Genomic DNA, 23,637 nt, shown 5'->3' on the forward strand with positions numbered 1-23,637 from the left:
CTTGTCAGCGATTCGAGACGGATGCCGCGGCGTCGGCCTCGGCGAGCCGCGGCGCGACGACCGCGGCGACCTGCGCCGCACCGGCATCCGTCATCACGATCGTGTAGTGGTTGAGCCCCGCGACCTCGGTGACGCGGAGCGCCGGCATCCGTTCTGCGAACGCCGCCACCCGCTCGCGAGGGTACAGGGCCTCGGGCTGGTCGAGCAGCCCCCGCTCGGCGCGGAGGAGGTCGACGGGCGCCGGAAGCGAGGCGAGGTCGTCGGCGTAGCCCTCGCGGCCGTCGAGCTCGAGCACGTTCCGGGCGACCGCCTCGGCGACGGCCGATGAGCGCAGCTCCGGCGGCGTGCCCACGAGGTCGTAGGCGACGTAGTCGGCGAGGTGGTCGTCCCACGCGGGGCCGATCGCCGGGTGCGCCTTCCAGAAGTCGACGTACGCGGCCGGGTCCGCGAAGCGCATCTCGAGCCGGGCGAGCGCGGGCCCGAGCACCGCGGCGGCGACCTCGTCGGGCGCGATCCCGTCGGGGTGCGGGATCGGCAGGCCGCCGTCGACGAGCCCGACCCCCGCGACCCGGTCGGGGTGCGCGGCCGCGAACCTGACGGTCGCGAAGGCGCCCATCGAGTGGCCGATGACGAACGCGCGGTCGATGCCGAGCGCGTCGAGCACGCGCAGCTGGTCGTCGGCGTGGTCCCGCAGCGACCACGGGCCCGGCAGCCCGTTGGAGCGTCCGCGACCGCGCAGGTCGGGGGCGACGATGCGCCGTTCGGGGAGCGCATCGGCGACGTGGTGCCACGCCCGGTGGGTCGCGGTGATGCCGTGCAGGGCGAGGATCGGGACGCCCGCGGCATCCGCTCGCCACTGCCCGCCGGCGAGGTCGCCGCCGCGCACCGGCGCGGCGAAGGGGACGGGACCGTTCATCGCGCGCTCCACCCGCCGTCCATGGTGTAGCTGGCACCCGTGACCATGCGCGCGTCGTCGCTCGCGAGCCAGCGCACGAGGCTCGCGACCTCGCCGGGCTCGACGAGCTGCTTGATCGCGGACTCGGTGAGCATGACCTTCTCGACGACGTCCTCCTCGGCGATCCCGTGCAGCTTCGCCTGGTCGGCGATCTGCTTCTCGACGAGCGGCGTGCGCACGTAGCCGGGGTTCACGCAGTTCGAGGTCACCCCGTGCGGGCCGCCCTCGAGCGCCGTGACCTTGCTGAGTCCCTCCAGGCCGTGCTTGGCCGAGACGTACGCCGACTTGTACGGCGAGGCGCGCAGTCCGTGCACGCTCGACACGTTGATCACCCGGCCGAACCCGCGCTCGTACATGCCCGGCAGCGCCGCGCGGACGAGCAGGAACGGCGCCTCGAGCATCACGCGCAGCAGCAGCGAGAACCGCTCGGGCTCGAACTGCTCGATCGGGCGCACGTGCTGCAGGCCGGCGTTGTTCACGAGGATGTCGGCCTCGAGCGTCAGGTCGGCGAGCGCGGCGGTGTCGCCGAGGTCGACCGTCCAGGCCTCGCCGCCGATGCGGTCGGCGACGGATGCCGCGGCCTCGCCGTCGAGGTCCGCGATCGTCACGTGCGCGCCCGCCCCGGCGAGCGCCTCGGCGCACGCGAGGCCGATGCCGCTCGCACCGCCCGTCACGATGGCCCGGCGCCCGGCCAGTCCGGTCGATCCGCTCAGTCCCGTCATGAATCCTCCTCGTCGCTGCGGCGCGCGCCCCTCCCCAGGGCGCCGCCGATGAATCGCATCATCTCGTCGAGCACGTGCTCGGGGACGGTCGACGTGCCCGACGCGGTCGGATCGGCGTCGTCGCCGGCCCCCTCGGCGCCGCTCCCCCACAGCACCCATCGCATGCCGATCATCTCGCCGATGCCCATGAGCGCCCACGCGGCCACGGTCGGGTCGATGTCGCCGATGTCGCCGTCGAGCTGCGCCAGGCGCAACCCGTCGATGTAGCCCTCGACGATGCGCGTGTAGTGCAGGCGGAGCGCGTCGGGTGAGACGAACTCGGCCTCGCGGATCACCCGGTAGAGCGCCGGATGCTCGGCCGTGAACCGGAAGAACGCCGCGAAGCCGGCCCGCTCCGCCTCGAGCCGCGTGGTCGCGCCCGCGGCGCCCTCGCTCATCGCCTGCCGCACCCGGTGGTTCAGGTCCTCGACGAGTTCCTCGAAGATCCGCAGCTTCGTGTCGAAGTACAGGTAGAACGTGCCCTGGCCGACGCCCGCGCGCTCGGTGATGCGCGAGACGGATGCCTCGGTGTAGCCGTGCTCGGCGAACACGTGCTCGGCGGCCTCGAGGAGCTTGCGCCGGGTCTTCTCCCCGCGCGCGGTGCGCGGCGCCGCGGCGGTCACGCGTCGACCCCCTCGGCCTCGGCGAGCCGGGCGGCGCGTTCCGCGAGCACCCGGCGCAGCGTCTTCGACGCGGTCGAGCGGGGGATCTCGTCGATGAAGCGGATGTCGCGCGGCACCTTGAATCCCGCGAGCGAGCCGCGGGCGAAGTCGGCGAGCTCCGCGGCATCCGTGATCGCGCCGGGGCGCAGCACCACCCATGCCGAGCCGGCCTCGCCCCACCGGTCGTCGGGCACGCCCACGACCGCGACGTCGGCGACCGCCGGATGCGCGATGAGGACCGACTCGACCTCGGCCGGCGAGACGCCCTCTCCGCCGGAGATGTAGACGTCGGTCAGCCGGTCGATGATCGTGAAGTAGCCGTCCGCGTCGCGACGGACCAGGTCGCCCGTGCGGAGCCAGCCGTCGCGGAGCGCGGACGCCGTGGCATCCGGGTCGCGGAAGTAGCCCGCGAAGACGCCGGGGCCGGACACGAGCAGCTCGCCCTCGGCGGCCCCGTCGAGCACCTCGCCGGTCGCCGGCTCGGCGACCGCGACGTCGACGTGCGCGTACGGGAGCCCCGCCGAGCCGACGCGGCGGGTCGCCTCGCGGTCGGGCAGGCACAGCACGTTCGGCGAGGCCTCGGTGAGGCCGTAGCCCTGCGTGAGCGCGACACCGCGGGCGTGCCACGTGCGCAGCAGCGCGGGCGGCATCGGGGCGCCGCCGACGACCGCGTGGCCGAGGGTCGAGAGGTCGGTCGCGGCGAAGTCCGGATGCTGCGCGAGGAACAGGTAGTTGGCCGGGACGCCCATCATCGTCGTGATGCCCCGCTCGGCGATGAGGTGCAGCACGCGGCCGGGGTCGAACGTGCGCTCGAGCACGACCGTCGCGCCCGACCACCAGGCCAGCAGCGGCTGGATGTTCCAACCACCGACGTGGAACTGCGGCATGACCGCGAGCACGACGTCGTGCTCGGCGATCGCGATGGTCTTCGACAGCGACAGGTTCGTCCAGAAGCAGTTCGCGTGCGTGAGCACGGCGCCCTTCGCGCGGGAGGTCGTGCCGGAGGTGAACACGATGAGCAGCGGGTCGTCGTCGCGCGCGTCGCGGCGGGTCTCCGGGGCGACGAGGCGGAGGCCGGGATGTGGCACGTGACGCTCGACGCCGTGCGCACCGAGCGCCCCCGTCGGGAGACGGCGCGCGAGCCGGTCGAGCGCGGCGCGCGCGACGGTCTGGAACTCGTCCTCCACGAGCAGCAGCACCGGGTCGGCGGTCTCGAGCTGTTCGGCGAGTTCGCGGGGCGACAGCCGCCACGACAGCGGCACGAGCACGAGCCCGGCCTTCGCGCACGCGAAGAACAGCACGACGTGGTCGGCACTGTTGCCCGTGATCGTCGCGAGCCGGTCGCCGACCGCGTACCCGGCCGCCCGGAACGCGCCGGCCAGCCGGGTCGCGCGTTCGTCGAGCTCGCGGTAGGTGACCACGACGCCGCGGTCATCGATCGCGATCGCGTCGGGGGCGGTGCGCGCGCGGTCGGCGGTCCAGCGGCCGAGCGTGCAGGGCGCGTGGTGCGCCGGGCGTCCGTCAGACATCGACCGCCTCCTCGCGTTCGGCCGGATGCTGCCGCTTCCCGGTGCGGATGCGGTCGGGAAGTCCGGCGATGCCCCCGGGCAGGAACAGCACCACGAGCACGAAGAGCGTGCCCAGGATGAACAGCGGCTCGGACAGCGGGACGCGGAGCACGTCGGGCAGCGCGGCGACCGCGTCCGACCCGGCGAGCGCCGTGAGCCGCTGGTCGAGCAGTGTGTAGACGATACCGCCGACGATCGCACCCCAGCGCGCGCCCACCCCGCCGAGTACCACGATCACGAGGAGCGTGAGCGTGAAGTCGGCCGTGGCGACGCGCGGCGCCGCGCCGGACTGCAGCAGCAGGTAGCCCATGCCCGCGACGGCGGCGAGCACCGACGCGACGATGAAGACGAGCAGCTTCACGTCGTACGGGCGGATCCCGATGACGCGCACGCGCAGCTCGTTCTCGCGGATCGCCTCGGCGACGTGGCCGGCACGGCTGCGTTCGACCCAGAGCACGACGAGGTACACGACCACGAGCACGGCGAGCGCCATCCAGTAGAGGTTGCGGGTGTCGACCACGCCGACGAGCTCGGGCGGCACGTTCGCGGTGTCGAGCGAGATGCCCTCCTCGCCGCCGGTGGCCCCGCCGGGGTTGCGTCGGATGAGCACCGACCCGGCCTGGGCGAACGCGAGCGTCACCATCGCGAACGAGATGCCCGTGACGCGGAGCGCGAGCGAGCCGACGGTGGCCGCGAGCACGATCCCGGCGACCAGCGTGATGGCGATCGAGGCGAGGAAGATCGCCGGGCTCGGCCAGTCCGACGGCCCGAACGCCTCGAGCGTCATCGCGAGACCGTACGCCCCGGCGGCGAAGAACAGCGCGTGGCCGAACGACAGGAGCCCCGCGAGGCCGAACATCATGCGGTAGCTCAGGGCCAGCGCCGCGATGAGCAGCGCGAACGCGAGCATCTGGAGGGTCCCCGGCGTGTACGTGGGTCCGGGCAGGACGCCGGGGATGTCGATCGCGAGCAGCGGCAGCACGGCGAGCGCGACGACGAGGAGGAGGCCGCCGATGGCGAGGCGGAGCGACTTGGCGGTCATGCGGTCTTTCCCATGAGTCCACGCGGGCGGATGAGGAGCACGGCGGCGAGCAGCACGACGACCACCAGGTCGCCGGTGCCGCCGAGGTAGAAGTTGGCGAACTGCTGGAGCACCGCCACGAGGACCGAGGCGATCGCGGCGCCGGTGAGCGACCCGAGCCCGCCGATCACGGTGACGATGAACGCGAAGATGAGCAGGACCGATCCGAGATGGGCCGACACGTAGCCGTAGTAGACGGATGCCAGCACCCCGCCGAGTCCGGCCGCGGCGCCGCCGATCGCGAACACGAGGGTGAACGAGCGTCGCACGTCGATGCCGAGCGCGGTGACCATGTGCCGGTTCTCGACGCCGGCGCGGATGATGAGGCCGTACCGCGTGCGGCGGAGGAACACGACGATGCCGCCGAGCACGATCGCCGCGCAGGCGATGAGCAGGAACCGGTCGTTCGGGATGCGGGCGCCGAGGATCTCGGTCGTCTGCGTCAGCCACGCCGGCCGATCGGTGTAGATGGGGTCGGAGCCCCAGATTCCCTCGAAGAGGGCGACGGCCGCGAGCGAGATGCCGACGGTGACGAGCGCCTGCTCGATGTGGCGTTCGTAGAGCCGGCGGATGACGAGCACCTCCGTCAGCACGGCCACGGTCGCGCCGACCACGATGCCGACGGCCATCGAGATGAGCAGCCCGGTCCAGGTGCCGTCGGAGATGCGCCGTCCGGCCTCCCAGCCGAGGAACGCCGCGATCGTGAGGAAGGCGCCGTGCGCGAAGTTGAGCACGCCCATGAGCCCGTAGATCAGCGAGAGGCCGCTCGCGACGAGGAAGTAGAGGGCGCCGAGCCCGAGGCCGGTGATGAGGAGGAGGATCAGGGTGTCCATCAGGCGGCTTCCCGTTCGTCGTGCACGCCGAGGTAGCGCTGCACGCGGTCGTGGTCGTCGAGGAGTTCGTCGGCCGTGCCCGTGAACACGACCCGGCCGGAGGACAGCACCACGACCCGCTCGGCGAGCCGGCGCACCACCAGGAGGTTCTGCTCGACCAGCAGGATCGGCGCGCTGCGCGCGGCCTCGGCGAGCGCGTCCGCGACCTCGTCGACGATGCGCGGTGCGAGGCCCTTCGTCGGCTCGTCGACGAGCAGCAGCCGGTTCTCGTTCACGAGCGCCCTGGCGAGCGAGACCATCTGCTGCTGGCCGCCCGAGAGGGTGCCGGCCCGCTGCTCGAGCCGTGCCTGGAGGTCGGGGAAGAGGGAGGCCACGAGCTCGCGCCGCGGCATCCGGTCGCGCTCGGCGAGCCGCAGGTTCTCGGCCACGGTCAGCGAGCCGAACACCTCGCGGTCCTCGGGGACGTAGGCGACGCCGCGCTGCACGATGCGGTGGGTGGGCATGCGGTCGATGCGCTCGCCCGCGAGGCGCACCTCGCCCGTGCGGTCGATCAGGCCGAGGATCGACTTGATCGTCGACGTCTTGCCGACGCCGTTGCGGCCGAGGAGCGCGGTGACGCCCGTCGCGGGCACGTCGAACGAGACGTCCTCGACGACCTGCTGGCCGGCGATGCGGCCGTGCAGGCCGCGGACGCTGAGGATGGGCTCGACGGCCGCGTCCTCGGGGTTCATGCGGCGCTGCCGAGGTACGCGGTCTGCACGGTGGGGTTCGCCATCACGGCCTCCGGGGAATCGACGGCGAGCAGCTCGCCGTGGTGCATGACGGCGACGCGGTCGGCGAGGCCGAGCACGACGTCCATGTGGTGCTCGACCAGGAGCACGGTGCGCCCGCCGCGGTGGAGCCCGCGGATCACCTCGGTGAGCGCCGGCACGTCGGCCGAGCCGACGCCCGCCATGGGCTCGTCGAGGAGGATCACGCGGGGCTCCATCGCGATGAGCATCGCGATCTCGACCTTGCGCTTCTCGCCGTGGGCGAGTCCCGAGGCGGTCGCGTCGGCCCGGTGGGCCATGCCGACCTCCTCGAGCGCCGCGGTCGCGCGGCGGGTCGCGGCATCCGTGCGCCGCGGAGTGCGGAACACGGATGCCGCGCGACCCTCGCGGACCTGGGCGGCCAGCCGCACGTTCTCGCGGACGTCGAGGGCCGGGAACAGGCTCGACGTCTGGAACGTGCGGCCGAGGCCGGCCGCGGCGCGCCGGTGCACGGGATGACGGGTCACGTCGGCGCCGGCGAGGCGCACGACCCCCTCGGTGGGGCGCAGCACGCCCGAGGCGACGTTGAACAGCGTCGTCTTGCCGGCGCCGTTCGGGCCGATGACGCCGAGCATCTCGCCCGCGGGCACCGCCAGCGAGATGTCGTGCAGCAGTTGCGCGCCGCCGATGCGGAGGGAGACGCGCTCGAGTTCGAGCGCCGGGTGGTCGGTCATGTCCGTGCGGTTCCGATCGTGATGGGAGGGATCAGGTCACTTGCCCTCGACGACGGGCGGTGCGACCGTCTCGGCGTCGATCGTCTCGACGAGCTCGGGCTCCCACCCGGCGTCGCCCTCGACCAGCGAGACCTGGAACATCGGCTGGATGAGCGCGTGGTCGTCCTCGCGGACCGTGATCTCGCCCTTGACCGATTCGAAGGTCCAGCCCTCGAGCGCGTCGATCATGGCCTCGACGTCGTCGCCGCCCTCGCGGACGGCCTGCACGATCATCTGCGCCGCGACGAAGCCGTCGACCGAGAAGAGGTCGGGCACCGCGCCGGCCTCCTCGAGGTGCTCGATCATCGCCGTCTCGACCTCGGTGCCGGCGGCGCCGCCGAAGTAGTGGTTCAGGAACGAGATGTCGCCCGACGCATCGCCGTACGCCTGGTACGTGGCGACGTCGCCGAGCCCGGTGACGACGGTGGTCGCGTCGAACACGCCCTGCTGCTGCAGCGAGGTCCACATCGCGCCGGAGGAGGCACCGGCCCACGCGACGAACACGAGGTCGGGCTGCGCGGCCACGAGCTGCTGCGCGAACGGCGTGAACTCGGTGGCGTCCTCGGCGACGAGCACTCCCTCGACCTCGGCGCCCTGGCCGCCGAGCACGGCCTCGACGCCGGCGAGGTTGCCCTGGCCGAACGCGGTGTCCTGCGCGAACACGACCACCTTCTTGCCCGCCGGGTCGCCGATGAACGTGCCCGCCGTGGCGACGTCCTGGTAGGTCTGGCGGCCTGAACGGAACGTGTAGTCGTTGACCCCGGTGACGGCGTCGGTCGCTGCGGGACCGGAGATGTAGAGCACCTCGTTCTGCTCGGCCTGCTCGGCGAGGGAGGTGGCGATGCCGGAGACGACGGTGCCGGCGATGACCTTCGTGCCCTGGCCGATGAGGTCCTTGGCCTTCGCGACCGCGGTGTCGGGGTTGCCCTGGTCGTCCTCCCACGTGATGTCGAGCTCGCGGCCGTCCACCTCGCCGGTGCCCTCGGTCGCGTAGTCGAGCCCGGCCTCGAACCCGGCGGTGTAGGCCTCGCCGTAGGCGGCCAGCGGGCCCGTCTGCGAGGTGATCATGCCGACGGCGACGGGTGCGGCGTCGGCGCCGTCGGCCTCACCTCCCCCGGCGGGGCTCGTCGGTGCGCAACCGGCGAGCGCGATGGCGGTGGCCGCGGCGGCGACGAGCGCCGGCGCGAGGTACTTCGGTGTAACTCGCATGCTGTGAGCCTCTCTGAGTGACGACGATGTCAAACCTGACAGCTGGTTCAGGTCTCAGGAACGTAGACTAGGGTCGAACGCGCACGACGCGCAACCCGAGGCGGGTGCGCACCATCCCCGCGCACCCCGAGACGAAGGAGTCCACCCGAAATGAGCTTCCCCGACGTCGTGATCGTCGCCGGCGCCCGCACCCCGTTCGGCCGCATCGCGGGCAACCTCGGCACGCGCACGGCGGTCGAGCTCGGCACCGTCGCGATCCGCGGCGCCCTCGAGAAGGCCGGCGTCTCCCCCGACGACGTCGACGCCGTCATCATGGGCCAGGTCCTCCAGGCGGGCGCCGGGCAGAACCCCGCCAAGCAGTCCGCGGTCGCCGCGGGCATCCCCTGGCGCGTGCCCGCGATGACGATCAACAAGGTGTGCCTCTCCGGGCTCGTCGCCGTGACGGATGCCGCGCGCATGATCCGCCTCGGCGAGGCCGACGTCGTCGTCGCCGGCGGCCAGGAGTCGATGACGAATGCGCCCCACGTCCTCCCGGGATCCCGCAAGGGCCACCTCTACGGGTCCATCGAGCTGGTCGACACGACCGCGCACGACGGCCTCACCGACGCGTTCGACCACGAGTCGATGGGCTCGTCGACCGAGCGCTTCAACGAGCGCTACGGCCTCGGCCGCGCCGAGCAGGACGAGGTGGCCGCCGCCTCGCACGTGCGAGCCGGCAAGGCGCAGGCCGACGGGCTGTTCGACGCCGAGATCGTCCCCGTCGAGATCCCGCAGCGCAAGGGCGACCCCGTCGTCGTCACGACCGACGAGGGCGTGCGCCCCGACTCGACGCCCGAGACGCTCGGGAAGCTCCGCCCGGCGTTCGCCGAGGGCGGCGCCATCACGGCCGGCAACTCGTCGCCCATCTCCGACGGTGCCGCGGCCGTCGTGGTCGCGAGCCGCGCGTGGGCCGAGGAGCGCGGCCTTCCCTGGCTCGCGCTGGTCGGCGCGTCCGGCCAGGTCGCCGGGCCCGACAACTCGCTCCACTCCCAGCCGTCCAACGCCATCGCCGCGGCGCTCGACCGCGCGGGATGGGCGACCGGCGACCTCGACCTCGTCGAGATCAACGAGGCCTTCGCCGCGGTCTCCCTGCAGTCCATGAAGGACCTCTCGCTCGACCACGACAAGGTCAACGTGCACGGCGGCGCGATCGCGCTCGGCCACCCCATCGGGGCCTCGGGCGCACGGCTCGCCCTCCACGCCGCGCTCGAGCTCTCGCGCCGCGGCGGCGGCAGAGCCGCGGTCGCGTTGTGCGGCGGCGGCGGGCAGGGCGAGGCGCTCCTGCTCTCCCGGTAGCCGCACGGCGTCCGGATGACGCGCCCGCGTCGTCGCTGAGGCATGATGTCAGCACGACGCGGGCGCGAGCCCGCCCCGAGAGGGGTCGCATGAGCGAGATCACCACCGACGACGCCGGGCAGGCGGCATCCGCGCCTGCCCGCCTCGACCATCGGCTGCGACGCATGACGGGCCGGGACCCGGACGAGCCGCACCGGTCGGCCACCCCGCTCGAGCTGTTCTTCGACCTCGTGTTCGTCGCGGCGTTCAGCCAGGCGGGCACGCAGACGGCCCACCTGCTCGAGCTCGGCCACTTCGTGCCGGCCACGTTCGGCTTCGTGTTCGCGGTCTTCGCGATCGCCTGGGCGTGGATCAACTACGCCTGGCTCGCCTCGGCCTACGACAACGACGACGTCTTCTTCCGCGTCGCGACCATGACGCAGATGATCGGCGTCATCGTGCTCGCCCTCGGCCTCCCCGCGACCTTCACGTCGATCGACGAGGGCGGCGAGCTCGAGAACGACGTCGTGGTCATCGGCTACGTCATCATGCGCGTCGCGGTGGTGGCCCTCTGGCTGCGGGCCGCCCGGCACGACCCGGCCCACCGGCGGACCGCGCTGGCCTACGCCGTCCTCGTCTCCATCGCGCAGGCCGGCTGGATCGGACTGCTCGTCGTCGACCCGCCCCTCGCGGGGGCCGTCGTCGCGTGGGTGCTCCTCGTCGCCTTCGAGCTCGCGGGTCCGCTCATGGCCGAGCGCTTCGGCGGCCGCACGCCCTGGCACGCGCACCACATCGCCGAGCGGTACGGGCTGCTCGTGATCATCACGCTCGGCGAGATCGTGCTCGGAAGCATCCTCGCCATCTCGGCCGTCGTGGAGGAGCAGGGCTGGGACCTCGAGGCGGTGCTCGTGACCGTGGGCGGCACGATGCTCGCCTTCGGCCTGTGGTGGGTGTACTTCATCATGCCGTCGGGGAAGGTGCTCGCCCGCCATCGCGAGCGCGGCTGGGTCTGGGGATACGGCCACATCGTGCTGTTCGGCTCGCTCGCGGCGACCGGCGCGGGACTGCACGTCGCGGCGTACGTGATCGAGGGCGTCGCGCACATCGACGACACGACCGCGCTGCTCACGGTCGTCGTGCCGGTCGGGGTGTTCTCGTTCGGGCTGTTCGCGTTGTACACGCTGCTGCTGCGCGAGTTCGACCCGTTCCACATCGGGCTCTTCCTCGCGAGCATGGTGCCCCTCGTGGCGGCCGTGTGGGGGGTCGCGTCCGGGGCGAGCATGGGCACCGGCATCGTGATCGCCGCGCTCTCTCCCGTGGTCGTCGTCGTCGGGTACGAGACGGTCGGCCACCGGCACCAGGCCGAGGCGCTGCGCCGCGCCCTCGCGTGAGGCGGCCGCGGCGCGGCATCCGCTCGCACCCGGCGGCGGCCCGCCGGGTCAGAGGACGCTGATCGGCTTCACGATGTCGGCGTAGATGAGCAGCGCGCTCATGCCGCCGAGCACGACGACCACCGCGAACGTGAGCGGCATGAGCTTGGCCAGGTCGACTGGCCCGGGATCGGGTCGGCGACGCAGCTTCGCCCAGCCGCGGCGGATCGCCTCCCAGAGCGCACCCGCGATGTGCCCGCCGTCGAGCGGCAGCAGCGGGATGAGGTTGAACACGAACAGCGCGACGTTGAGCGAGGCGAGCAGCCCGACCATGAACGCCGCGCGCGAGGCGACGGGCACCTCGTCGAGCGTCGCGACCTCGCCTGCGACCCGCCCGACGCCGACGACGCTGATGGGCCCGTCGGCGTCGCGTTCGCCGGGACCGAATGCGGCCTCGGCGACGTCGACCATCCGCTGCGGCAGGTTCACGATGATGTTCGCGACGCCCGCGATGTTCTCGCCCACCATCGGGAGCACCGCGGTCACCGGCTGCCGCACCGTCTCCGAGGCGGGTGCGATGCCGATGAACCCGACCTCGACGGTGACGGGTTCGCCCGACTCGTCCTCGACGACCCGGCCGCGCTCGTCGGTGACGTACCGCTCGCTGAGGAGCGGCGTCACCTCGACCGTGGCCTCCTCGCCGTCGCGTACCACGACCAGGTCGATCGCCTGGCCGGGGTGCTCGCGGATGATCGCCGTGGACTCGTTCCACGACCCGATCGGTCGGCCGTCGACCGAGACGATCTCGTCGCCCGGCTGCAGGCCCGCCTCGGCGCCGGGCGCGGCGGGGTCGCCGGCCTCGCACGTCTGGCGCTCGCTCGTGGCCGGGAGCGCGCACTCGGACACCGAGCCGATCGTGGTCGAGGGCTGGGCGACGCCGAATCCCATGAGCAGGATCCCGAAGAGCACGATCGCGAGCAGCAGGTTCATGAAGGGGCCGCCGAACATGACGACGATGCGCTTCCACACGGGCAGCAGGTAGAACGCGCGGTGCTCGTCGCCGGGCGTGATCGACTCGGCGCTCGAGGTGCGCGCGTCCTGCACCATCCCCCGCAGGAAGCTCGTGCTGCCCTCGCCGGCCTGCTCGCCCTTGCCCGGGGGGAACATCCCGATCATGGCGATGTAGCCGCCGAGCGGGATCGCCTTGACGCCGTACTCGGTCTCGCCCTTCCGTCTCGACCAGATCGTCGGCCCGAAGCCGATCATGTACTGCGTCACCTTGACGCCGAACAGCTTCGCGGGCACGAGGTGCCCGATCTCGTGCAGCCCGATCGAGACGGCGAGGCCCACGACGATGATCAGGACGCCGACGACGAAGGCGAGCACGGTTTCCACCCCGTCATCGTAGGGCCGCCGGCTCGGTGCGCGCTGTCCGCCGGCTGTGAGCGGATGGCGCGCGCGGGGCCGGCCCCGCGGCTACCCCCTGGCGATGCGCAGGTCGGCCTGCCGGCGCGCGACGCGCTCGGCCTCGGCGAGCGCCTCGACCGTGAGTCCGCCGGAGGACGCCTCGTGCGACTCGACCACGGCGCGGACGGTGTCGACGATGGCGGTGAACCCGATGCGGCCCGCGTGGAAGGCCGCCACCGCCTGCTCGTTGGCGGCGTTGAACACCGCCGGGTACTCGCCTCCGGCCCGGCCGACCTGCTTGGCGAGGCGCACCGCGGGGAACGCCGCCTCGTCGAGCGGTTCGAAGGTCCACTGCTGCGCGGTCGTCCAGTCGAGCGGCCGGCCCGCCGCAGCCACGCGGTTGGGCCAGTCGAGGCCGAGCGAGATCGGCAGCCGCATGTCGGGCGGCGACGCCTGCGCGATGGTGGAGCCGTCGATGAACTCGACCATCGAGTGCACGATCGACTGGGGGTGCACCACGACGTCGATACGGTCGTAGTCGACGTCGAACAGCAGGTGCGCCTCGATCACCTCGAGGCCCTTGTTGACGAGCGTCGCCGAGTTGGTCGTGACCACGAGGCCCATGTCCCACGTCGGGTGGGCGAGCGCCTCGGCCGGCGTGACGTCGACGAGCTCGTCCCGGGTCCGGCCGCGGAACGGGCCGCCGGATGCGGTGAGCACCAGCCGTCGCACCTCGTGCCGGGTACCCGAGCGCAGCGCCTGGGCGATGGCCGAGTGCTCGGAGTCGACGGGCACGATCTGCCCGGGCGCCGCGAGTCGGGTGACGAGGTCGCCGCCGACGATGAGCGACTCCTTGTTCGCGAGCGCGAGCGTCGTGCCGCGCTCGAGCGCGGCGATGGTGGGCCCGAGCCCGACGGAGCCGGTGATGCCGTTCAGGACGACGTCGGCGTCGACGCTGCGGACGAGCTCCACGGCCTCGTCGATGCCGACCGCGGTGTGCTCGACGCCGAACTCCTCGGCCTGCCGCTCGAGCTCGGCGCGATTCGATCCGACGGCGAGGCCCACGACGTCGAACCGGTTGGGGTTGGCGCGGACGACGTCGAGCGCCTGCGTGCCGATGGAACCCGTGGACCCGAGGATGATGACGCTGCGCACCCGACCACTCTAGGCCGGGCACTGCGTCAGGCTCGGGGCAGCACCGCGACGGACGCCGCGATCCGGCCCGGCACGGCCACGTCGTGCAGGCGCACCTGCTCCCATCGGGACCCGAACTCCGGCAGCGTGCGCACGATGCGACCGACGCCGTCGTCGTCGACCGGGCTCGAGAGCGCCAGCAGCGAGGGCTCGACGACGCCCGCGTGCCCCACGGCCCGCAGGAGCGCCGACTTGCGCGCCCAGAGCAGCGCCCGCACGAGCGGCCGGGCCGACGGGTCGAGCTCCGCCAGCCGCGCACGCTCCTCGGGGTGCAGCGCCGCCTCGTCGATGAGCGATGACGGGTCGAGGTCGGTCGGCTCCACGCCGACGCCGAGCGGATGGCGCGTGCCGACGGCCGCGACCACGATCGGGCCGGCGACCGCCGCGTCGGCGTACCACCTCGCGCCCGACGCGGTGGTGGGGTAGACGACCGCGGGGCTGCCGTGCCTCGCGCCGCACGCCGAGCACGCGTGGTCGAACTCGAGGTCGTCGGCGGGGACCTCCGCCGACCGGGCCAGGTGGGCCCGGAGCACGGCCTCGACCCCGGGCGCGCGTCGCCCGCCGACGACGACCACGGCGCGGACGCCCGTGTCGCCGAGGGCGACCACGTCGCTGCCGGTGAGGTCCATGCGCCCATGATCGCGCATGCCGGGCTCCCGGGCCCAGCCGCCGGGATATTCCGCTGCGTGCATGGGCGATGACGTAGCGTCGGACCGTGAGTGAGATCGAGGCCGACGCCGTTCCCGCCCCGCGGTCGAAGCCCGGTGCGGTGTACGGCATCGTGCGCGGCATCCTCCGGCCGCTCGTGCGCCTCGTGTACCGGCCGAGGATCACCGGCGCCGAGCACGTGCCGAGGACCGGCCCGGTCATCCTCGCGTCGAACCACCTGTCGTTCGTCGACAGCGTCGTGATCCCCCTCGCCGCACCGCGGCCCGTGCAGTTCCTCGCGAAGTCGCACTACTTCACCGGAACGGGCGCGAAGGGCTGGCTCTCGCGGACCTTCTTCACGGCGATCGGCGCCGTGAGCGTCGAGCGCGGCGCGGGTGCGCAGGCGCAGGCGGCGCTCGACCAGGGCCGTCGCATCCTCGAGTCGGGCAGCGCCTTCGCCCTGTACCCCGAAGGCACGCGGTCGCTCGACGGTCGCCTCTACCGCGGCCGGACCGGCGTCGCCTGGCTCGCCCTGACGACCGGCGCCCTCGTCGTGCCGGTCGGACTCGTCGGGACCCAGGAGATCCAGCCCGTCGGGGCGAAGCTCCCGCGCGTCCGGCCCGTGCAGGTGCACTTCGGAGACCCGATCGACGTCAGCCGCCACGGCTCCGCCACCTCCGGCCGGGCGCGCCGCGCGGCGACCGACGAGATCATGGCCGCGATCCACGCGCTCACCGGACAGGAGCTCGCCGACGCGTACAACGAGGCGCCCCCGCAGGGGGCCCTCGCCCGCATCGCCGATCGCGTGGCGCCGCGCGAGCGGGTCTGACCCGACTCCCAGCCTCCGGGGAGCGGCCTTCGCTATCGTCGTGCCGATGGGGACGACGGTGCGCACGTGGATCGCCGCGGTCGCGGCATCCGCCGCCCTCGTGCTGGCGGGCTGCGCTCCCCAGTCCGACTTCGAGCGCGACGCCGGACCCTCGGACCGGCGGATCCCCTCCGCGCAGGCCTTCGACCCGGGCTTCATCGTGAGCGACGACGCGTTCTTCGACGGCCGCGCGATGGACGAGGACGAGATCCAGGAGTTCCTCGAGTCCCGCGACTGCCGTCCGGTCGATGCCGTTCCGTGCCCGGCCGACCACGTCGAGGACGTCGAACCCGTTCCCGCGGCCGGGCCGCGGCACTGCGACGCGGTGGAGGGCGGATCGGCCGTCCCGGCGAGCCGGATCATCGCCGAGGTGGCACGCGCGTGCGGCGTGAGCCCGCGCGTGCTCCTCGTGCTCCTGCAGAAGGAGCAGTCGCTGCTCACCCGGCCGAGCGCACGCGGGTACGAGCGGGCCACGGGGTACGCGTGCCCCGACGACGCCGACTGCGACGCGCGGTACTTCGGCTTCTTCAACCAGGTGTACCGGGCCGGCTGGCAGTTCCGGCAGTACACCGCCGAGCCCGACCGTCAGTACCGGGTCGGCGCGGTCGAGGTGGGGTACCACCCGGATGACGCGTGCGGGGCGAGCACGGTCCGCATCCGCAACCAGGCCACGGCCAACCTGTACAACTACACGCCGTACCAGCCCAACGAGGCCGTCCTCGCCGACCCGAGCACGGGCGACGACTGCTCGGCCTTCGGCAACCTCAACTTCTGGCGGCTCTGGCATCGCTGGTTCGGCGACCCGCAGGCCGAGCGGCTGCCCGCGTACTTCCCGCCGTGCTCGCGGCTCGTCGGCGGCGCCACGTGCCCTCCGGCCGTCCCGCCCGTGCCGGACATCGACCCCCGCGCCGGAGGCTGACGCTCGGGGAAGCCGGCGCGCGGCTCACGCCTCGGCGCCGCGGACGAGCGAGACGGGTTCGTGCCGGACGGGGAAGTTCACCGAGGCCGCGACGAAGCACTTCTCGGATGCCTCGTGGTGGAGCGCGTCGGCGAGCTCGCGCATGCCGGGCTCGGCGACGACGACCCTCGGCCGGAGCACCGCCTCGATGAGGCGCCCGCCGCCGCGGCCGTCCTCCTGCATCGTCGCGGTCGCGGCATCCGTGTACCCCACCACGACCACGCCGTGGTTCGTCGCGACGTGCAGGTAGGACAGCATGTGGCACTGGCTGAGCGCGGCGAGCACGAGCTCCTCGGGGTTCCACCGGTCGCGGTCGCCGTGGAAGGCCCGGTCGCTCGAGCCGGCGATCTCGTGCAGCTTGCCGTCGGCGCGCACCACGTGCTGCCGGCCGTACGCGCGGTACGACGACGTGCCGTCGCCGCGGTCGCCCTGCCACTCGAGGTCGATCGCGTACCGGTGCTCGCCCAGCATTGGTCCTCCTCGTCGCAGCGGATGCCGCTTCGTCGTCGATTCTGCACGACCCCGCCGACGGCCGGGCGGGTGCGCGGCGATAAGCTGGTGGGACCATGACTGACACCCAGACCCCCGTCGAGTCCCTCCCCGCCGAGTCGAGCGCGCAGGCCGCCGCCGTGCCGCAGGAGCGACGGGTCGTCACCGCCGTTCCCGGCCCGAAGTCGCAGGAGCTGCACGCCCGGCGAAACGCGGTCGTCTCCTCCGGCGTCTCGAGCGTGCTCCCCGTCTACATCGAGCGCGCGCACGGCGCGATCCTCGTCGACGTCGACGGCAACCGCTTCCTCGACTTCGGCGCGGGCATCGGGGTGACCACGGCCGGGCACACCCCCGCCGGCGTCGTCGACGCGATCACCGGGCAGGCGCGCGACGTGCTGCACACCCTGTTCACCATCACGCCCTACGAGGAGTACGTGCGGGTCGCCGAGCTGCTCGCCGAGCACACGCCGGGCGACTTCGCGAAGAAGACGGTGCTCGTGAACTCCGGCGCGGAGGCCGTCGAGAACGGCGTCAAGATCGCCCGCAAGCACACCGGCCGTCGCGCCGTGGCCGTGCTCGACCACGCGTACCACGGCCGCACCAACCTCACGATGGCCATGAACTACAAGGCCATGCCGTACGCCACCGGATTCGGCCCGCTCGCCGGCGACGTCTACCACGCGCCGAGCTCCTACCCGTTCCGCGACGGACTGTCGGGCGAGGAGGCGGCCTCGCGCACCATCGGCTACCTCGAGAAGGTCGTCGGCGCCTCCGACCTCGCGTGCCTCGTCGTCGAGCCGATCCAGGGCGAGGGCGGCTTCATGGTCTACGCCGACGGGTTCCTCCCCGCGCTGCAGGAGTGGTGCACCGCGAACGGCGTCGTGATGATCGCCGACGAGATCCAGTCGGGCATGGCCCGCACGGGCCGCTACTACGCCGCCGAGCACTTCGGGTGGGTGCCCGACCTCGTCCTGACCGCCAAGGGCATCGCCGCGGGCATGCCGCTCGCCGCCGTCACGGGTCGCGCCGAGATCATGGACGCCTCGCAGCCCGGCGGCCTGGGCGGCACCTTCGGCGGCAACCCCGTCGCGTGCGCCGCGGCGATCGCCGTCTTCGAGGCCATCGAGCACGAGGACCTGCTCGCCGAGGGCCGCCGCATCGAGGCGACGCTGACCGCCGGGCTCGAACGGCTCCGCTCGAAGTACGACCTCATCGGCGACATCCGCGGACGGGGGGCGATGATCGCGATCGAGCTCGTGAAGCCGGGTACCGCGGCGACGACGAAGGAGCCGAACCCCGAGGCCGTGTCGGCGCTCATCGCGCACGCCGCACAGCAGGGCGTGCTGTTCCTCAGCGCCGGCACGTGGGGCAACGTCCTCCGCTTCCTGCCGAGCCTGCGCATGACCGACGAGCTCATCGCCGACGCGCTCGGCGTGCTCGACGACGCGTTCGCGACCCTCGCCTGAGCGTGTCCGGCACCTTCCGCGCCTCCGACGCCGCCGAACTCGCCGTGGTCGAGCGGGGCGGCTTCGCCGAGTCCCGGCACATCGGCTCAGCGATCGTGCTCGCCCCCGACGGCGAGGTCGCGCGTGTCCTCGGCGACGTGCGCTCCCCCATCCTGCCGCGCTCGAGCATGAAGCCGTTCCAGGCCGTCGCCGCGATGACCTCCGGCGTCACGCTGCGCGGCGAGGATGCGGCGATCGCGACGGCGAGCCACACCGGCACGCCGCGGCACGTCGCACTCGTGCGCGGGCTCCTCGCCCGCGCGGGCCTGCCCGCATCGGCGCTCGCGTGCCCGGCGGAGTTCCCCACCGATCGCGACGCGCGCGACGAGCTGGTACGCGAGGGGCTCCGGGCCGAGTCGATCACGATGAACTGCTCGGGGAAGCACGCCGCGATGCTCCTCGCGTGCCACGCCAACGACTGGCCGCTCGACGGCTACCTCGACGTCGAGCACCCGCTGCAGCGGCGCATCCTCGACGTGCTCGAACGGCTCACGGGCGAGCGCCCCGCCGCGACCGTGCCCGACGGATGCGGCGCACCGGTGCACGCGCTGAGCCTCACGGGGCTCGCGCGCGGCATCCAGAAGATCACGACCTCGTCGATCTCGTCGCCCTTCGCCCTGTTCCGCGAGGCGGCGGCCCTCACCGAGGCGGTCCGCGCCAACGGCTGGGCGGTCGCCGGTCCCGGGCGCCCGGACACCGTCGCCATCGAGCGGCTCGGCGTGTTCGCGAAGTTCGGCGCCGAGGGCGTCCAGGTGATGACCGCCCCCGACGGCACGACCGTCGCCGTGAAGGTCCTCGACGGCTCGCCGCGCGCCCTCGCGATCGTCGCGGCGCGCCTGCTCGTCGCAGCGGGCGCGTTGGAGGGCTCGGCCGTCGACGCGGCGGAGCCGGGACTCGGCCTCGAGGTGCTCGGCGGCGGCGCCGTGGTCGGCCGGATCCGCGCGACCGTCTGAGCCGGCGGGCCCGGCCCGGCGCGCGCAGGCGGACGCGCGGATGCCGCGACCCGTCGGGGCCGCGGCATCCGCTCGTCTCGTTCGCGAGGACCGTCAGCCCATCGAGTTCGCCAGCCGCTTCGCTCGTGCGGCGCGCGAGATCTGGGCCACGATCACGAGCGTCAGCGCGAGGATGAACACGGCCGACGCGATGACGTTCGCCTCGGCGGGGATGCCGCGCGACGCCGAGATGTACACGTACTTCGGGAACGTCGTCACCGAACCGGAGTTGAAGTTCGTGATGATGAAGTCGTCGAAGCTGAGCGCGAACGCGAGCAGCGCCGCGGCCATGATGCCCGGGACGAGCAGCGGGAACGTCACGCGCCAGAACACGGCGCGCGGCGAGCCGTAGAGGTCGCGCCCCGCCTCCTCGAGCGCCGGGTCGAGGCTCGCGACGCGGGCCTTGACCGTGACGACCACGAAGCTGATGCAGAACATCGTGTGGGCCAGGATGATCGTCAGCATGTCCTTCGGGACGCCCACCGCGAGGAACTGCGCGGCGAGGCCGGCGCCGAGGACGACCTCGGGGGTCGCCATGGGCAGGAACAGCAGCAGGCTGATCGCCGAGCGCGCACGGAACCGGTACCGGACCAACGCGATCGCGATCATCGTCCCGAGCGTCGTGGCGACGACCGTGGACACCAGCGCGATGACGATGCTGTTGCCGAACGCCTCGCACACCGCGCCGCCCTCGACGTTGCAGACGTTCAACCACTTGTCGAAAGTGAACCCGCGCCACGCGATGTTCGACTTGATCGAGTCGTTGAACGAGAACACGAAGGTGTACGCGATCGGGATGAGGAGGAACACGAATGCGATCGTGACGTAGACCGGCAGCAGCCAGTCGCCGAGGCCGACCCGACGGCGCCGGGGCGGCTGCGCCGGACGCCGTGTCTCGAGTTCCTCGCTGCCCGCGAGTCCGCCGAGGACCGCCCCGGCCTGCGCTTCGCCGCTCACAGCAGGTCCTCCGTTCCGGATCGCTTCACGTAGACGCCGACGAGCACGAGGATCGCGGCCATCAGGATGATCGACAGCGCCGCGGCCGCCGGGTAGTTCAGCAGCACGAGGAAGTTCGCCTCGATCACGTTGCCCATCATCTGGGTGTCGGGGCCGCCGAGGAAGTCGCGACTGGCATTGACGTAGTCCCCCGCTGCGGGGATGAAGGTCAGCAGCGTGCCCGCGACGATGCCGGGCATCGAGAGCGGGATCGTGACCTTGCGGAACACCGTGGCCGGGCCGGCGTACAGGTCGCTCCCCGCCTCGAGGTACCGGGTGTCGAGCCGTTCGAGCGTCGTGTACAGCGGCAGCGTCATGAACGGGATGAAGTTGTACGTCAGGCCGAAGACGACCGCGAACGGCGTGCCCGCGAAGTAGGCGTCCGGTGCGAGCAGCGACAGCGCCTTCAGCGACGTGATGATGATCGACTCGTCCGACAGGATCTGCTTCCACGCCAGGGTGCGCAGCAGGAAGCTGATGAAGAACGGGGCGATCACGAGCACGAGCAGCAGGCTCTGCAGCAGCGGCCGGCGCCGGGCCTTCACGCCGATGTAGTAGGCGATCGGGTAGCTGATGACGAGGGCCAGCACGGTCGCCGCGAGGGCGTAGCCGAACGAGCGGAGGATGTGCGGCCAGTAGGCGTCGATGACGTCGACGTAGTTCTGCCAGTTGAACGCGTAGTCGTACACGCCGATGTCGCCGAACTCCGACGGCGCCTGCAGCGACGTCAGGACCAGTGAGATCAGCGGCGTGAGGAAGAACAGGACGAGGTAGAGGATGCCGGGCAGGAGCAGGAGCAGCGCGATGCGGCTCTTCTTGCGGGGTGCCTGCGGCTGGGCCTCCGTCGTCGCGAATGCTGCGAAGGCCATGCGTCAGCTGCCCTCGAGCTCCGAGATGAGCGCCTCGCGCCGCTGCACCGCGATGGACCGGGTGTCGTCGTCGGCCGGGAACCGGTCGGACTCCTGCGGCTCGTCGGCGAGGCCGAAGCCGTGCTCGACGAGCCAGCTCACCCAGACCTCCTGGCCCTCGTGGGCGACGGGCCCGAACCCGACGTTCTGCGCGAACACCGACAGCGTGCCGACGCCGGGGACGGCGACGATGTACTCGGTGCTCACGCCCGCGAAGGACACGTCGATGACGCGGCCGGGGCCGAGCACGTTGCGCGACGCGGCGGCGTCGGGCGCCTCGACGTGCAGCGCCACCTTCTCGGGCCGGACGCCCACGGTGACGAGTCCCTGGTGGCGCTGGGCACGCGACACGGGCACGGTGAGGCGATGGCCCGCGACGTCGACCGACACCGCGTCGCTCGTCGTCCCGACGATGTCGCCCGTGAACAGGTTGGACTTGCCGAGGAAGTTGGCGACGAACGCCGTGCGGGGCAGCTCGTAGAGCTCCTCCGGGGCGCCCATCTGCTCGATCGCGCCCTTGTTCATGACCGCGACGGTGTCGGCCATGGTCATGGCCTCCTCCTGATCGTGCGTGACGTGCAGGAAGGTGAGGCCGACCTCCTCCTGGATCGTCTTGAGCTCGAGCTGCATCTGGCGGCGCAGCTTGAGGTCGAGGGCGCCGAGCGGCTCGTCGAGGAGCAGCAGGGCCGGCCGGTTGACGATGGCGCGGGCGAGCGCGACGCGCTGCTGCTGGCCGCCCGACAGCTGGGCGGGGCGACGCTGGGCGAGGTGGTCGAGCTCGACCAGCCGCAGCGCCTCGTGGGCCTTGCCCATCGCGTCGTCCATGCGCCGGCGCTTCAGGCCGAACGCGACGTTCTCGATGACGGACATGTGCGGGAACAGCGCATAGCTCTGGAAGACCGTGTTCACGGGACGCTCGTGCGCCTTCGTGTCGGTGATGTCCTTGCCGCCGATGAGGATGCGGCCCTGTGTGGGCTCCTCGAGGCCGGCGACGAGCCGGAGCGTCGTCGTCTTGCCGCAGCCCGACGGACCCAGCAGGGCGAAGAACGACCCTGCGGGGATCGTCAGGTCGAGCTCCTCGATCGCGGTGAACCCGGGGAAGCGCTTCTGGATGCCGACCAGCTCGAGGTCGGCGCCGCGCTCGGCGAACTCGCGACCCGACATCACGACCCCAGCAGGATCTGCTGGAACTGCGCCTGGTACTTCTGCTCCTCGGCGCCCGACAGGGCGCGGAAGATGAACGCGTTGGAGAGGGTCTCCTCGTTCGGGAAGATGAGCTGGTTCTCGGCGAGTTCGGGATCGATGGCGGCGGCGGCCTCCTTCGCACCGACGACGGGCGTGATGTAGTTCACCCACGCGGCGACCTCGGCCGCGACCTCGGGCTCGTAGTAGTAGTTCATGAGCGTCTCGGCGTTGGTCTTGCGGGGCGACCCGATGGGCACGAGGAAGTTGTCGTTCCACAGCGTTCCGCCGGCGTCCGGGATCGCGAACTGCCACTTGTCGCCGGCCTCGGCGTTGATGACGGTGATGTCGCCGGACCAGCAGATCGCGGCCAGCGTGTCCTCGCTCTTCAGGTCCTCGAGGTAGGAGTTGCCCTTGATGTTGCGGATCTGGCCGTTCGCGACCTGCTCGTCGAGGATCTCGATGGCCGCCTCGAACTCGGCGTCGCCCCAGTCGCCCGAGATGTCGACGCCGTTCTGCAGCATGAGGAGGCCCATCGTGTCGCGCATCTCGGAGAGCACGCCCACGCGGCCCTTCAGCTCGGCGTTCCAGAGGTCCTCGACCGACTTGAGGCCGCCCGGCACCTTCTCGGTGTTCCAGCAGATGCCGGCGAAGCCGCCCTGCCAGGGCAGGGAGTGCTTGCGCCCCTCGTCGAAGTCCGGGTTCTGCAGCGACGGGGTGAGGTTCGCGAGGTTCGGGATGTTGCCGTGGTCGAGCTCCTGCGTGTACCCGAGGCGGATCCAGCGCGACACCATCCAGTCGGTGAGGCAGACGGTGTCGGCGCCGATGTCCTGGCCGAGCGCGAGCTGGTCCTTCACCTTGCCGTAGTACGTGTTGTTGTCGTCGACCGCGACCTCGTAGTTGACCGAGATCCCGGTCTCCTCCTCGAACGCGACGAGCGTCGGGTAGTTGCCCGCGTCGTCCTCGTCGATGTACGCGGCCCAGTTGGCCCAGTTGAGGGTCTTGTCGGTCTCGGAGACGTCGGCCGCGGCCGTCGGACGGGCCTGCCCGCCGCCGGTCGAGCACGCGGCGAGCGCGAGCGCGGACGCGCCGGCCGCGCCGCCCGCGAGGAGCGATCGGCGGGTGAGCTGGGACTGTCGCGCCTGGGAGATCAGGGCGCGGATGACGGGGTCCTGGGGCAGGGGTCGGCTGGTCACGCGGGGGCTCCTCATCGGC

23 protein-coding genes are annotated in these 23,637 nt (G+C 72.3%); 6 read left to right on the forward strand and 17 right to left on the reverse strand.

Going from position 1 to position 23,637, the window contains the following annotated elements; all coding sequences use genetic code 11:
• Positions 1 to 4: 4 nt before the first annotated feature.
• From WBQ80_RS04425 to WBQ80_RS04465, 9 genes are read right to left on the reverse strand one after another with little or no spacing between them, the layout of a single operon-like run.
• Positions 5 to 916: an alpha/beta fold hydrolase gene (locus tag WBQ80_RS04425; RefSeq protein ID WP_336570661.1), complete on the reverse strand. Its 912-nt coding sequence runs from the start codon at positions 914 to 916 to the stop codon at positions 5 to 7.
• Positions 913 to 1,677 (reverse strand): 3-hydroxybutyrate dehydrogenase, encoded by a 765-nt coding sequence (locus WBQ80_RS04430; RefSeq protein ID WP_336570660.1) that lies wholly within the window; start codon positions 1,675 to 1,677, stop codon positions 913 to 915. The genes WBQ80_RS04425 and WBQ80_RS04430 overlap by 4 nt, the downstream gene beginning before the upstream one ends.
• Positions 1,674 to 2,339: a TetR/AcrR family transcriptional regulator gene (locus WBQ80_RS04435; RefSeq protein WP_336570659.1), complete on the reverse strand. Its 666-nt coding sequence runs from the start codon at positions 2,337 to 2,339 to the stop codon at positions 1,674 to 1,676. Before WBQ80_RS04435 ends, WBQ80_RS04430 begins: the two co-directional genes overlap by 4 nt.
• Positions 2,336 to 3,907, reverse strand: a complete 1,572-nt coding sequence (locus WBQ80_RS04440; RefSeq protein ID WP_336570658.1) for an AMP-binding protein — start codon at positions 3,905 to 3,907, stop codon at positions 2,336 to 2,338. The genes WBQ80_RS04435 and WBQ80_RS04440 overlap by 4 nt, the downstream gene beginning before the upstream one ends.
• Complete coding sequence (locus WBQ80_RS04445; RefSeq protein WP_336570657.1) at positions 3,900 to 4,988, reverse strand: branched-chain amino acid ABC transporter permease; 1,089 nt, start codon at positions 4,986 to 4,988, stop codon at positions 3,900 to 3,902. Before WBQ80_RS04445 ends, WBQ80_RS04440 begins: the two co-directional genes overlap by 8 nt.
• Complete coding sequence (locus WBQ80_RS04450; RefSeq protein WP_336570656.1) at positions 4,985 to 5,860, reverse strand: branched-chain amino acid ABC transporter permease; 876 nt, start codon at positions 5,858 to 5,860, stop codon at positions 4,985 to 4,987. Before WBQ80_RS04450 ends, WBQ80_RS04445 begins: the two co-directional genes overlap by 4 nt.
• Entirely contained in the window at positions 5,860 to 6,591 is a 732-nt protein-coding gene (locus tag WBQ80_RS04455) for an ABC transporter ATP-binding protein (protein WP_336570655.1), read from the reverse strand. The genes WBQ80_RS04450 and WBQ80_RS04455 overlap by 1 nt, the downstream gene beginning before the upstream one ends.
• The gene (locus tag WBQ80_RS04460; RefSeq protein WP_336570654.1) at positions 6,588 to 7,343 is read right to left on the reverse strand and encodes an ABC transporter ATP-binding protein; all 756 of its coding nucleotides are present in this window, start codon (positions 7,341 to 7,343) and stop codon (positions 6,588 to 6,590) included. Before WBQ80_RS04460 ends, WBQ80_RS04455 begins: the two co-directional genes overlap by 4 nt.
• A 36-nt stretch (positions 7,344 to 7,379) precedes the next feature.
• Complete coding sequence (locus WBQ80_RS04465; protein WP_336570653.1) at positions 7,380 to 8,591, reverse strand: substrate-binding domain-containing protein; 1,212 nt, start codon at positions 8,589 to 8,591, stop codon at positions 7,380 to 7,382.
• A gap of 150 nt (positions 8,592 to 8,741) precedes the next feature.
• Here WBQ80_RS04465 and WBQ80_RS04470 point away from each other — a divergent pair, with 150 nt between their 5' ends.
• Positions 8,742 to 9,926: an acetyl-CoA C-acetyltransferase gene (locus WBQ80_RS04470; protein ID WP_336570652.1), complete on the forward strand. Its 1,185-nt coding sequence runs from the start codon at positions 8,742 to 8,744 to the stop codon at positions 9,924 to 9,926.
• 89 nt (positions 9,927 to 10,015) lie between these two features.
• Positions 10,016 to 11,296: a low temperature requirement protein A gene (locus WBQ80_RS04475; RefSeq protein WP_336570651.1), complete on the forward strand. Its 1,281-nt coding sequence runs from the start codon at positions 10,016 to 10,018 to the stop codon at positions 11,294 to 11,296.
• Between the two features lie 48 nt (positions 11,297 to 11,344).
• On the opposite strand, the gene WBQ80_RS04480 is transcribed toward WBQ80_RS04475, so the two are convergent.
• From WBQ80_RS04480 to WBQ80_RS04490, 3 genes are all read right to left on the reverse strand, one after another.
• On the reverse strand, positions 11,345 to 12,670 hold the full coding sequence (locus WBQ80_RS04480) for a M50 family metallopeptidase (protein ID WP_336570650.1): 1,326 nt from the start codon (positions 12,668 to 12,670) through the stop codon (positions 11,345 to 11,347).
• Between the two features lie 81 nt (positions 12,671 to 12,751).
• Positions 12,752 to 13,837 (reverse strand): 1-deoxy-D-xylulose-5-phosphate reductoisomerase, encoded by a 1,086-nt coding sequence (dxr, locus tag WBQ80_RS04485; RefSeq protein ID WP_336570649.1) that lies wholly within the window; start codon positions 13,835 to 13,837, stop codon positions 12,752 to 12,754.
• Between the two features lie 26 nt (positions 13,838 to 13,863).
• The gene (locus WBQ80_RS04490) at positions 13,864 to 14,505 is read right to left on the reverse strand and encodes a hypothetical protein (RefSeq protein ID WP_336570648.1); all 642 of its coding nucleotides are present in this window, start codon (positions 14,503 to 14,505) and stop codon (positions 13,864 to 13,866) included.
• An 86-nt stretch (positions 14,506 to 14,591) separates the two neighbouring features.
• Here WBQ80_RS04490 and WBQ80_RS04495 point away from each other — a divergent pair, with 86 nt between their 5' ends.
• Together WBQ80_RS04495 and WBQ80_RS04500 are read left to right on the forward strand one after the other, a co-directional pair.
• Positions 14,592 to 15,353: a lysophospholipid acyltransferase family protein gene (locus tag WBQ80_RS04495; RefSeq protein WP_442892661.1), complete on the forward strand. Its 762-nt coding sequence runs from the start codon at positions 14,592 to 14,594 to the stop codon at positions 15,351 to 15,353.
• Between the two features lie 46 nt (positions 15,354 to 15,399).
• Positions 15,400 to 16,311: a hypothetical protein gene (locus tag WBQ80_RS04500; protein ID WP_336570647.1), complete on the forward strand. Its 912-nt coding sequence runs from the start codon at positions 15,400 to 15,402 to the stop codon at positions 16,309 to 16,311.
• A gap of 24 nt (positions 16,312 to 16,335) precedes the next feature.
• On the opposite strand, the gene WBQ80_RS04505 is transcribed toward WBQ80_RS04500, so the two are convergent.
• Complete coding sequence (locus tag WBQ80_RS04505) at positions 16,336 to 16,821, reverse strand: OsmC family protein (protein ID WP_336570646.1); 486 nt, start codon at positions 16,819 to 16,821, stop codon at positions 16,336 to 16,338.
• 95 nt (positions 16,822 to 16,916) lie between these two features.
• Here WBQ80_RS04505 and gabT point away from each other — a divergent pair, with 95 nt between their 5' ends.
• Together gabT and WBQ80_RS04515 are read left to right on the forward strand one after the other, a co-directional pair.
• Positions 16,917 to 18,305, forward strand: coding sequence for a 4-aminobutyrate--2-oxoglutarate transaminase (gene gabT / locus WBQ80_RS04510; protein ID WP_336570645.1), 1,389 nt, complete (start codon positions 16,917 to 16,919; stop codon positions 18,303 to 18,305).
• Between the two features lie 2 nt (positions 18,306 to 18,307).
• The gene (locus tag WBQ80_RS04515) at positions 18,308 to 19,297 is read left to right on the forward strand and encodes an asparaginase (protein WP_336570644.1); all 990 of its coding nucleotides are present in this window, start codon (positions 18,308 to 18,310) and stop codon (positions 19,295 to 19,297) included.
• 93 nt (positions 19,298 to 19,390) lie between these two features.
• Here the strand turns inward: WBQ80_RS04515 and WBQ80_RS04520 are convergent, their stop codons facing one another.
• From WBQ80_RS04520 to WBQ80_RS04535, 4 genes are all read right to left on the reverse strand, one after another.
• Positions 19,391 to 20,176, reverse strand: coding sequence for an ABC transporter permease (locus WBQ80_RS04520; RefSeq protein WP_336570709.1), 786 nt, complete (start codon positions 20,174 to 20,176; stop codon positions 19,391 to 19,393).
• A gap of 113 nt (positions 20,177 to 20,289) precedes the next feature.
• Entirely contained in the window at positions 20,290 to 21,201 is a 912-nt protein-coding gene (locus tag WBQ80_RS04525; protein WP_336570643.1) for an ABC transporter permease, read from the reverse strand.
• 3 nt (positions 21,202 to 21,204) lie between these two features.
• Complete coding sequence (locus WBQ80_RS04530) at positions 21,205 to 22,404, reverse strand: ABC transporter ATP-binding protein (protein WP_337282472.1); 1,200 nt, start codon at positions 22,402 to 22,404, stop codon at positions 21,205 to 21,207.
• Positions 22,404 to 23,633: an ABC transporter substrate-binding protein gene (locus WBQ80_RS04535; RefSeq protein ID WP_336570640.1), complete on the reverse strand. Its 1,230-nt coding sequence runs from the start codon at positions 23,631 to 23,633 to the stop codon at positions 22,404 to 22,406. The genes WBQ80_RS04530 and WBQ80_RS04535 overlap by 1 nt, the downstream gene beginning before the upstream one ends.
• Positions 23,634 to 23,637: the final 4 nt, after the last annotated feature.

The sequence above is a fragment of the Agromyces sp. CCNWLW213 genome, from assembly GCF_037199545.1.
Classification (GTDB): Bacteria; Actinomycetota; Actinomycetes; order Actinomycetales; family Microbacteriaceae; genus Agromyces.

Excerpts from the sequence above, each read along its gene's own strand:
- WBQ80_RS04425 (WP_336570661.1), bottom strand. The coding sequence starts at position 916 with ATGAACGGTCCCGTCCCCTTCGCCGCGCCGGTGCGCGGCGGCGACCTC.
- WBQ80_RS04430 (WP_336570660.1), bottom strand. The coding sequence starts at position 1,677 with ATGACGGGACTGAGCGGATCGACCGGACTGGCCGGGCGCCGGGCCATC.
- WBQ80_RS04440 (WP_336570658.1), bottom strand. The coding sequence starts at position 3,907 with ATGTCTGACGGACGCCCGGCGCACCACGCGCCCTGCACGCTCGGCCGC.
- WBQ80_RS04445 (WP_336570657.1), bottom strand. The coding sequence starts at position 4,988 with ATGACCGCCAAGTCGCTCCGCCTCGCCATCGGCGGCCTCCTCCTCGTC.
- WBQ80_RS04450 (WP_336570656.1), bottom strand. The coding sequence starts at position 5,860 with ATGGACACCCTGATCCTCCTCCTCATCACCGGCCTCGGGCTCGGCGCC.
- WBQ80_RS04455 (WP_336570655.1), bottom strand. The coding sequence starts at position 6,591 with ATGAACCCCGAGGACGCGGCCGTCGAGCCCATCCTCAGCGTCCGCGGC.
- WBQ80_RS04460 (WP_336570654.1), bottom strand. The coding sequence starts at position 7,343 with ATGACCGACCACCCGGCGCTCGAACTCGAGCGCGTCTCCCTCCGCATC.
- WBQ80_RS04465 (WP_336570653.1), bottom strand. The coding sequence starts at position 8,591 with ATGCGAGTTACACCGAAGTACCTCGCGCCGGCGCTCGTCGCCGCCGCG.
- WBQ80_RS04470 (WP_336570652.1), top strand. The coding sequence starts at position 8,742 with ATGAGCTTCCCCGACGTCGTGATCGTCGCCGGCGCCCGCACCCCGTTC.
- WBQ80_RS04475 (WP_336570651.1), top strand. The coding sequence starts at position 10,016 with ATGAGCGAGATCACCACCGACGACGCCGGGCAGGCGGCATCCGCGCCT.
- WBQ80_RS04490 (WP_336570648.1), bottom strand. The coding sequence starts at position 14,505 with ATGGACCTCACCGGCAGCGACGTGGTCGCCCTCGGCGACACGGGCGTC.
- WBQ80_RS04500 (WP_336570647.1), top strand. The coding sequence starts at position 15,400 with ATGGGGACGACGGTGCGCACGTGGATCGCCGCGGTCGCGGCATCCGCC.
- WBQ80_RS04505 (WP_336570646.1), bottom strand. The coding sequence starts at position 16,821 with ATGCTGGGCGAGCACCGGTACGCGATCGACCTCGAGTGGCAGGGCGAC.
- gabT (WP_336570645.1), top strand. The coding sequence starts at position 16,917 with ATGACTGACACCCAGACCCCCGTCGAGTCCCTCCCCGCCGAGTCGAGC.
- WBQ80_RS04525 (WP_336570643.1), bottom strand. The coding sequence starts at position 21,201 with ATGGCCTTCGCAGCATTCGCGACGACGGAGGCCCAGCCGCAGGCACCC.
- WBQ80_RS04530 (WP_337282472.1), bottom strand. The coding sequence starts at position 22,404 with ATGTCGGGTCGCGAGTTCGCCGAGCGCGGCGCCGACCTCGAGCTGGTC.
- WBQ80_RS04535 (WP_336570640.1), bottom strand. The coding sequence starts at position 23,633 with ATGAGGAGCCCCCGCGTGACCAGCCGACCCCTGCCCCAGGACCCCGTC.